Source organism: Phenylobacterium sp., assembly GCF_041913825.1.
Lineage (GTDB): Bacteria > Pseudomonadota > Alphaproteobacteria > Caulobacterales > Caulobacteraceae > Phenylobacterium.
On the sequence record NZ_JAYSEO010000039.1, the window covers coordinates 20,860 to 29,103 of the forward strand.

9 protein-coding genes are annotated in these 8,244 nt (G+C 72.0%); 3 read left to right on the forward strand and 6 right to left on the reverse strand.

Annotation, left to right across the window (positions count from 1 at the left end):
* Window positions 1-89: 89 nt before the first annotated feature.
* From ACE3Q8_RS22085 to ACE3Q8_RS22095, 3 genes are all read left to right on the forward strand, one after another.
* Entirely contained in the window at window positions 90-1,691 is a 1,602-nt protein-coding gene (locus ACE3Q8_RS22085) for a peptide chain release factor 3 (RefSeq protein WP_374472937.1), read from the forward strand.
* Window positions 1,692-2,069: 378 nt separating this feature from the next.
* Window positions 2,070-3,059: a hypothetical protein gene (locus ACE3Q8_RS22090; RefSeq protein WP_374472939.1), complete on the forward strand. Its 990-nt coding sequence runs from the start codon at window positions 2,070-2,072 to the stop codon at window positions 3,057-3,059.
* Between the two features lie 72 nt (window positions 3,060-3,131).
* Window positions 3,132-4,319 carry an acyltransferase family protein gene (locus tag ACE3Q8_RS22095; protein WP_374472940.1) on the forward strand — a complete coding sequence of 396 codons (1,188 nt, stop codon included), beginning with the start codon at window positions 3,132-3,134 and terminating at the stop codon, window positions 4,317-4,319.
* Here the strand turns inward: ACE3Q8_RS22095 and ACE3Q8_RS22100 are convergent.
* The 6 genes from ACE3Q8_RS22100 to ACE3Q8_RS22125 form a co-directional block, all read right to left on the reverse strand.
* Window positions 4,218-4,697, reverse strand: a complete 480-nt coding sequence (locus ACE3Q8_RS22100) for a hypothetical protein (RefSeq protein WP_374472942.1) — start codon at window positions 4,695-4,697, stop codon at window positions 4,218-4,220. The genes ACE3Q8_RS22095 and ACE3Q8_RS22100 overlap by 102 nt on opposite strands.
* Before the next feature lie 63 nt (window positions 4,698-4,760).
* Window positions 4,761-5,831 carry an ACR3 family arsenite efflux transporter gene (gene arsB, locus ACE3Q8_RS22105; protein ID WP_374472950.1) on the reverse strand — a complete coding sequence of 357 codons (1,071 nt, stop codon included), beginning with the start codon at window positions 5,829-5,831 and terminating at the stop codon, window positions 4,761-4,763.
* A 38-nt stretch (window positions 5,832-5,869) separates the two neighbouring features.
* Window positions 5,870-6,382, reverse strand: coding sequence for an arsenate reductase ArsC (locus tag ACE3Q8_RS22110; RefSeq protein WP_374472944.1), 513 nt, complete (start codon window positions 6,380-6,382; stop codon window positions 5,870-5,872).
* Between the two features lies 1 nt (window position 6,383).
* A complete protein-coding gene (locus ACE3Q8_RS22115; RefSeq protein ID WP_374472945.1) occupies window positions 6,384-6,737 on the reverse strand; it encodes an ArsR/SmtB family transcription factor in 354 nt (117 codons plus the stop codon).
* 4 nt (window positions 6,738-6,741) lie between these two features.
* Complete coding sequence (locus ACE3Q8_RS22120; protein ID WP_374472947.1) at window positions 6,742-7,176, reverse strand: ArsI/CadI family heavy metal resistance metalloenzyme; 435 nt, start codon at window positions 7,174-7,176, stop codon at window positions 6,742-6,744.
* A 75-nt stretch (window positions 7,177-7,251) separates the two neighbouring features.
* Window positions 7,252-7,941, reverse strand: coding sequence for a hypothetical protein (locus ACE3Q8_RS22125; protein ID WP_374472949.1), 690 nt, complete (start codon window positions 7,939-7,941; stop codon window positions 7,252-7,254).
* Window positions 7,942-8,244: the final 303 nt, after the last annotated feature.

Below are 8,244 nucleotides of genomic sequence, written 5' to 3' on the forward strand. Positions count from 1 at the left end.
CCCCGCTGTTGCGTCCTGGAAAAAGATCCGGGGCCCCGCGACGCCGCGCCGTTTGCGGAATGGCGCCCGAGACGCTACCTGCCGCCCCCATGAGCACCTCTCCCGCCGCGGAGGCCGCCCGCCGGCGCACCTTTGCGATCATCTCCCACCCCGACGCCGGCAAGACCACGCTCACCGAGAACCTGCTGCTGGCCGGCGGGGCGATCCGTGCGGCGGGCCAGGTCCGCGCCCGCGGCGAGAACCGGCGCACCCGGTCGGACTGGATGAAGATCGAGCGCGAGCGCGGCATCTCCGTCTCGGCCTCGGTGATGACGTTCGACCACCAGGGCAAGATGTTCAACCTGCTGGACACCCCGGGCCACGAGGACTTCTCCGAGGACACCTACCGCACGCTCACCGCCGCCGACGCGGCGGTCATGGTGCTGGATGCGGCCAAGGGCATCGAGCCGCAGACGCTGAAGCTGTTCGAGGTCTGCCGCCTGCGCGACATCCCCATCGTCACCTTCATCAACAAGATGGACCGCGAGGCCCAGGACCCGTTCGCGCTGCTGGACGAGATCGGCTCCAAGCTCGCGCTCGACCCTGCGCCGCTCTACTGGCCGGCGGGCTCCGGCGGCCGCTTCAAGGGCATGCTCGACCTGCGCCGGGAGCAGTTCATCCCCTTCGCCAAGAAGGGGGCCGACGGCGTCGACGAGGGCCACCCGGACCCCGTCTCCCTCAAGGGCAACTCGCTCGCCGCCTACCTCGACGAGGCCGAGCAGGCCGAGGTGGAGGAGGGCGCCGAGCTTGTGCAGGGCGCCTCCAAGCCGTTCGACCCGCAGGCCTTCCTGGAAGGCCACATGACCCCGGTCTTCTTCGGCTCGGCGCTCCGCCACTTCGGAGTCGACCAGTTGCTGGAGGGCCTGGGCGACTACGCGCCGCCGCCGAAAGGCGTGCCGGCCAGCAAGGGCGGCGAGGCGTTCGAGGTGCAACCCGGCGACAAGGAGGTCACGGGCTTCATCTTCAAGGTTCAGGCGAACATGGACCCAAACCACCGGGACCGGATCGCCTTCCTGCGTCTGGCGTCCGGCAAGTTCAGCCGCGGCATGAAGCTGAAAGTGCAGAACACCGGCAAGCAGCTCAGCGTCAACGCGCCGGTGATGTTCTTCGCCTCCGATCGCGAGCTCGCCGAAGAGGCCTACGCCGGCGACGTCATCGGCATCCCGAACCATGGTGTGCTGCGCGTGGGGGACAGCCTGTCGGAGAGCGGTACGCTGCGTTTCGCGGGCCTCCCCAACTTCGCCCCCGAAATCCTGCAGCGCGTGCGCGTCAAGGATCCGCTCAAGGCGAAGCACCTGGCCAAGGCGCTCACCGGCCTCGCGGAGGAGGGCGTCACCCAGCTCTTCCGCCCCAACATCGGCGCGGACTTCATCGTCGGCGCCGTGGGCCAGCTCCAGTTCGAGGTGATGGCCGACCGCCTGGCCAACGAGTACCAGCTCGAAGTGATCTTCGAGCCGAGCCCCTATGCGGAAGCCCGCTGGCTGGCGGCCGAGCGCGCCGACCTCGAGGATTTCGCGAACAAGCACAAGACCCAGATGGCGGTGGACATCGACGATCAGCCCGTCTTCCTGGCCAAGTCGGCCTGGGAGATCGGCTACGTGGGCGAGCGCTACCCCAAGGTCCGCTTCGAACGCTCCAAGGAACGCGCCTAGGGCGGGCGCGGGCCGCCGCGCCCGCCCTGCCGCGCTACAGCCTGAGGGGCGCGAGCCCGGCCTCGGCGAGGAAGATCTCGTCGCGCCGCCCTGGGATCCGAACGAAAAGGGCGACGACTGGGTCGTCGGAGGCAGGTACTTCGACACGCAGTTCCGCCACCGCCGCTGGTCGGAGGTCATTGGTCCCCTGGACAGCCTCTACGAGGCCACGGCCTTCTGGCGGAAGATCAGCTACCTCTATTCCCACGACGCCCCGGTGCGCTTCCACGAGGTGCGGAGCGCCGTCGTGGCCAAGGCGGCCTGAGCGCATGGCGACCAGCTCGGCGCCGCCACCCGCCGCCCGCGGAGCCAACCGCGGGCGGCGTTCGTTTCGCCGCCATGGCGCCGCTCGGTCCTGCCTTCGCCGCCCTTCTGCTGGTCGCCGGCTGCGCCGCAGCCGGCGGCGTGACGCCGCTGCCGCCGCAGGCGCCCTACGTCGCCGGCGCTCCGCCGCTGGCCTTCATGGCCGAGTATCGGCGCAACTTCGCCCTGCGCGGCGCTGGCCCCAACTGGACAGCGACGCTCCGTCCCGGCCAGCTTCGCCTGCGCGTCGCGGGTGAGCCCGACGCCATCGTCCGCCTGGCGCTTCCGGAGCCGTGCGCCGTCGTCGGTTGCGACGGCGCCTGGTTCGACACGGAGGGCGCCCGCCGCACCGCGATCCTCGAAAAGCGGCCCTGCGCCCTGGCGCCGGGCGGTCCCACCTATCCCTACGTCGCCACCGTCTTCACCGGCGAGGGCGCGGCACGGCGCAGGCTGGTCGGCTGCGCAGCTCCGGGCACGTCGCCGGCTCCCGGCCGGACGGTCGTCCGGACCGCGGCAGACCCGCCGCCAAGCGCGCCGGCCATGACCGCCGAGGAGGCCCGCGACGCCTTCGACCGCGAGCTCGCCGGGCGCCTGAGCGAGGAGCCGTCCCGCATCGCTCCCCGCCCCTGGCACGAGACCGCCTGGCTCCGTTGGGGAACGCCCGGGGCCGTGGGCCGCCTTCACGACCTCTGCACCGGGATGGTGGAGCCGAAGCCCGCGCTATCCATCGGCCCATGGAGCTGGGAGACGATCGACCCGCGGACGCTCGGCCCCGCGGATCGCGAAGCGCTCCTCGCCTGGCGTGGCCAGGTGTTGGCCGCGGCGTTCGGCTGCGGCACGGTCTTCCAGATCGGCACGCTCGGCCATGACGCCATGACCGCCGCGGGACCTTGCCCGGAGGGCCGCCGCTGGCCATCCCCCACCGACACATTCGTCGCCTATGTCGCGCGGCATCCGGAAAGCCGGACCGGCGACGACTTGCTGGCCGTCGCGGTCGCGGCGCTCCAGGACGCCGGCTGCGGCTGACCGCGCCCTGGCGCGGCGGGACTCGCGGGGCTAGAGCGTCACCTCAAGTTGAGTGGCGGGGCGGGCGAGTCGATGAGCGACGTGCATTCGAGACGTGGCGGCTTCGACACCGTGCGGCTCGCGGCGGCCCTGATGGTTCTGCACAGCCACATGTACGCGCTCGCCGGGCTGGGCCAGCCGACGCTGCCGGGCGGGTCCTACGGGGCCGTCGCGGTGGTGATCTTCTTCGTCGTCAGCGGCTACTGGGTCACCCGCAGCGCCCTGCAGCGCACCGTCGCCTCCTTCGCCGTCGCCCGCGCCCTGCGGATCGTGCCCGGGCTCGCGGTGTGCTGCGCGCTGACGGTCGTGGCCTGCGCGCTCGCCTCGTCGATCCCCGTGAACGACTACCTGCGAAGCGCACAAACCTGGAACTTCATGTGGAACGCCGCGCCTTTCTTCCACACCGGGGTGCTGGGCATGCCCGGCGTGTTCCAGGACGGCCCGGTGCCCGACGCCGCAAACGGCTCGCTCTGGACGCTGCGGTACGAGGTCATGTGCTACGTCGTGGCGTGCGCCGCCGCGGTCTTCGGCCCGCGCGGCGTGCGCCTGTTCATGGCGGCCGCGGGGGTGTTCGGCGTGGCCGTGCTGGCGCGGATGCTGGGCGGCGGTTTCGACGCCCTTAACCAGCAGTACGTTTTCCTCCTCGACTTCCTGCAGGTCGGTTGGATCGCCAACTTCCTGGCGGCCTTCGCGTTCGGGGCCTGGCTCTACGGCGCCGACGACCGTCGGCTCCTCCAGGTCCTCGCCGTCTCGGCGGTGGCCATGGCCCTCGGCCACAAGGACCCGAGCTTCGCCCAGGTGATCAGCATCTTCCTCTACGGCTCGCTGGCCGTCTGGATCGGCCGGAATCTCGACCTCGACCGCCGGCTCACCCGCGGCCAGGACATCTCCTATGGCGTCTACATCTACGCCTTCCCGTGCCAGCAACTCGCCGTTCGGTGGGTGGAGCAGGCCTCGGGCGCGGGGTTCTGGCGCTATTACCTCGTGGCCCTCGCCGCGACGGTTCTGCTGGCGGCCGTCTCGTGGCGGCTGGTGGAGCGTCCGGCGCTCCGCCTCAAGGAGCCCCTGTCGCGGACGCTGGAGCGGCTCTTCGCCGCCGCCGCACGCCGGTTCGACCGGCTAGCCCGGAATGACGATCTCGCCCAGCAGGCAGGCGGCGCGCCGCTCCGCGTCGAGGCCGTAGACCCGGACGCCGTTCTTCGCGGGCGCGCCGGTCACTAGGCTCCAACCGACGTCGCCACGCCCGCCCTCCACGGGCTGGCCACCGTCGCCGAACCCCACGAAGCGGCCCTTTCGGTTCACCGCCGCGACCCGCCGCACGGGCGCGCCCGTGGCCGGGTCGCGGGCCCAGCCGGTCACCGCCCGGGCCTCGGCGGAGCGCGGACCGAGGCCCCCGATCGCCCCCGCGCACGTCGTCGTCCCGGGGACGGCCGTGGCGAGGTCCGTCTCCAGGAGCGGCGGAGCCCAGGCCGGCGGCGCGGGACGGGGCGCCGTGCCGCGCGCCGCGGCGCTCAGCGGGCCCGGCTGGTCGCAACCCGCGAGCGCGAGCCCACTGGCCAGCAACAGGCCGGCGCCGCGGGTCCTGAGGTTCCGGTGCATGCGCCTCCTCCCCGGGGTAGCTGCGCCCCAGGAGTCGCAAATCCCCGCCCGCGGGTCCAGCCGCTAGCGTGTGATCGGCGGCGCGCACCGGGCCGCGACCCGCCGCACCGCCGCGCCGGCCTCGTACCACCCGCGGGTCCGGTTCACGATCGCCACCACCGTCAGCATCACCGGCACCTCGATCAGCACGCCCACCACCGTCGCCAGAGCGGCCCCGGACGAGAAGCCGAAGAGGCTGATCGCCGCCGCCACCGCGAGCTCGAAGAAGTTGCTGGCGCCGATCAGGGCCGAGGGTCCAGCGACACAATGCGCCTCGCCGCTCGCCCGGTTCAGCAGATAGGCCAGGCCGGCGTTGAAATAGACCTGGATCAGGATCGGCACGGCGAGCATGGCGATGATCGCCGGCTGCGACAGGATCTGATCGCCCTGGAAGCCGAACAGCAGGACCAGCGTGGCGAGCAGCGCCGCCAGCGACAGCGGACCGATGCGGGCCAGGGCGCGATCGAGGGCTTCCCGGCCGCCACGGCTGAGCAGCGCGCGCCGCAGGAGCTGCGCCAGCAGCACGGGGACAACGATGTAGAGCCCCACCGAGAGCAGCAGGGTCTGCCAGGGCACGGTGATCGCCGAAAGGCCCAGCAGGAGGCCGACGATCGGCGCGAAGGCCACGACCATGATCGCGTCGTTCACCGCCACCTGGCTCAGGGTGAAGTGAGGCTCGCCCCGGGTCAGGTTGCTCCAGACGAACACCATGGCCGTGCAGGGCGCGGCGGCGAGCAGGATCAGGCCCGCGATGTAGCTGTCGATCTGGCCCGCCGGCAGGTAGGGCCGGAAGAGGCCGCCGATGAACAGCGCGGCCAGCAGCGCCATCGAGAACGGCTTGACCGCCCAATTCACGAACAGGGTGACGCCGATGCCCCGCCAGTGGCGGCCGACCTCGCGCAGCGCGCCGAAGTCCACCTTCATCAGCATCGGTACGATCATCAGCCAGATGAGCCCGGCCACCGGTAGGTTGACCCGGGCGACCTCCGCCGCGCCCACCGCCCGGAAGCCGGCGGGGAACAGGTGGCCGAGGCCGACGCCGGCCACGATGCACAGCGCCACCCAGAGGGTCAGGTAGCGCTCGAAGCGGGACATGGCCTTGGGGCCTTCGGCGGGGTCCGGCGGGACGACGCTCATGCTGGCCTCGCGGCGTTGGCCTGCTCGCCGATCTGCTTCAGTCTCGCCTGCAGCGACATCCGGTCGAGCGAGGCCAGGGGCAGGGCGAGGAACAGGTCGATGCGGTTGCGCAACTGACGGGCGGCCTCTGCGAACGCTGCGCCCACCTCGGCCCGCGAGCCCTCCACCGCCGCAGGGTCGGGGATCCCCCAGTGCGCCGTGACCGGCGTGCCCGGCCAGACGGGGCACACCTCGCCCGCGGCGGCGTCGCCGACGGTGAAGACGAAGTCGAGCGGCGGCGCGCCGGGGGCGGCGAACTCGTCCCAGGACTTGGAGCGGAAGTCGGCCGCGCGGAAGCCGAGCGCCTCCAACACCGGGACCGCGCCCGGGTTGATTTCCCCCTTGGGGAACGAGCCTGCCGAGAAGGCGCGGACGCGGTCTCCGCCCAGCCGGTTCATCAGCGCCTCCGCGATGATCGACCGCGCCGAGTTGCCGGTGCACAGGAAGAGCACGTTGTACGATCGTTCCACGTCAGCAGCTCCGGCCTTCCGCCCCGCAGGCCTGGCTGGCGATCGCCGCCAGGGGCCCGCAGATCGCCGCGTTCCCCCCGCAGCAGTCCTCCACCAGGAACGCCAGCAGGTCGCGCATGCGATCGTAAGCGGCGCGATAGATGATCGAGCGGCCTTCGCGGCGCGAGCTCACCAGGCCCGCGCCGCTCAGGATGTTCAGGTTCGACGAGAGCGTGTTCGGCAGCACGCCCGTCGCCCGCGCGATCTCGCCCGCCGGCAGGCCGGGCTCGCCGGCCTTCACCAGCAGGCGGAAGATCTCCAGGCGTCCCTCGTGCGCCAGGGCCGAGAGCGCGCTGACGGCGGCCGTCGCCTCCACCGGTTCAGGCCGCGCCGCAGCAGGCCGTGGCGCGCGGGGCGGGGATCGCCGCCGCTGGCTCGTCCTCGCCATAACGGGTTTCCTCGCCGAAGGTGAAGAAGGTCTCCCAGCGCACGCCCGCTGGGTCGGCCACCCAGCTCTTGTCGGAGCGGGCGTAGCAGCAGGTGGTCGCCTCCTGGTCGAAAGTCTGCGCGCCTGCGGCCTTCAGCCGGCCGGCCAGTTCGCCCAGTTCCTCGCGGGTGTCGACCTGGATGCCCACGTGGTCGACGCCGGCGTCGCGGCCACGCTGCGAGATGGCGAAATTCACCGACGGGTCGTCCAGCATCCACTTGGCGTAGTCGTCCTTCACCACCGCCGGCTTGGCGCCGAACAGGGTCTCGTAGAAGCGGATCGACCGATCGAGGTCCGGCACGCTCACGTGCAGGTGCAGGCGCTTCATGGTTGTCCCTCCTGGGATCGCGTCATAGATGATGATTCAATAATTCCAGAATCATCGAAGAGTCAATGCCGCAGGTCAGGGATTGTTGAACGTCCGCGGCTCGAAGCGACCGGCGCAGAAGATCAGCGCCCAGACCGGCTTGGCGCGGCCGTACTTCGCCGTGGCGTCCTGGGCCTCGGCCTTCGCCCGGGCCGCCGCGCATTCGGGGATGTGCTCCACCGCCAGGCTGGCCAGCTCATAGGCGTAGGCGAACCCCGGCGCTTGCGGATCTCGGCCGCACTCGGACAGCTCCTGCCGCCAGCTCTTCCCGCGGTCGGCCGCTTCGATCGTCGCCCACCAGCCGTGGCAGCCGAGAACCAGCGGCGCGCCGGGCTCGGGCTTCACCGCCTTCTGCGGCTGGTTGGCGGCGGCGTCCTGCGCGACGATCCGGGTCCAGGTCTCCGGCGGCAGAGGCGCGGTCAGCACGCGGCGCGGCTGGTCCAGGCTGATGCTGATGCTGACCGTTCCGTCCCCCGCCCGCTCGAGCGCCACCGCCGGGATCCGGAAGGCGAGCCGCCCGTCCTGGAACGACGCGCGGCGGACCTGCCGGCCTTCCCTCGCCACCTCGGCGATCGGGCCCCACCCGCCTTCGCGGAGCCGCACGCATTCGGACCATCGCTTCTGCCGCTCCGACCAGGCGCGGATCTCGGCCGGCTTGGCGAAGTCGGGGCGCGCGGCTGCGGCGTCGGCGAGCGCGGTGCAGTCGGGCGGCTGGTCTATGAACATGGGCGGCTCCAGGCGCTAGAGGAAAGCCGCTCGTGCGCGGAGGTTCAACCCGGCCGCGCCGCCACAATTCGTCCGCTATGACGGGCAAGGCTGACCTTCCGGCGACGCTTGGGCGGACGCGGGGATGGCGACAGCGGCCGGCCTGTGGCGTTGAAGCCGCAAGCTGGTCTGGAGGTAAGGATGCGGGTGGCGGCCCTGGCCCTGGCGGCCCTGACGTTTGCGGGGGCGCTGAGCATCGCCGGTTGCCAGCGACGCGAGGCGGAGCCCGCACGGCCGCCGACGGCCCCGGCCCCGGCCCCGGCG

Bases quoted from the DNA above. Each gene is read 5' to 3' on its own strand.
- ACE3Q8_RS22095 (WP_374472940.1), top strand. From the start codon at position 3,132: ATGAGCGACGTGCATTCGAGACGTGGCGGCTTCGACACCGTGCGGCTC.
- ACE3Q8_RS22120 (WP_374472947.1), bottom strand. From the start codon at position 7,176: ATGAAGCGCCTGCACCTGCACGTGAGCGTGCCGGACCTCGATCGGTCG.
- ACE3Q8_RS22125 (WP_374472949.1), bottom strand. From the start codon at position 7,941: ATGTTCATAGACCAGCCGCCCGACTGCACCGCGCTCGCCGACGCCGCA.
- ACE3Q8_RS22090 (WP_374472939.1), top strand. From the start codon at position 2,070: ATGGCGCCGCTCGGTCCTGCCTTCGCCGCCCTTCTGCTGGTCGCCGGC.
- ACE3Q8_RS22085 (WP_374472937.1), top strand. From the start codon at position 90: ATGAGCACCTCTCCCGCCGCGGAGGCCGCCCGCCGGCGCACCTTTGCG.
- arsB (WP_374472950.1), bottom strand. From the start codon at position 5,831: ATGTCCCGCTTCGAGCGCTACCTGACCCTCTGGGTGGCGCTGTGCATC.
- ACE3Q8_RS22100 (WP_374472942.1), bottom strand. From the start codon at position 4,697: ATGCACCGGAACCTCAGGACCCGCGGCGCCGGCCTGTTGCTGGCCAGT.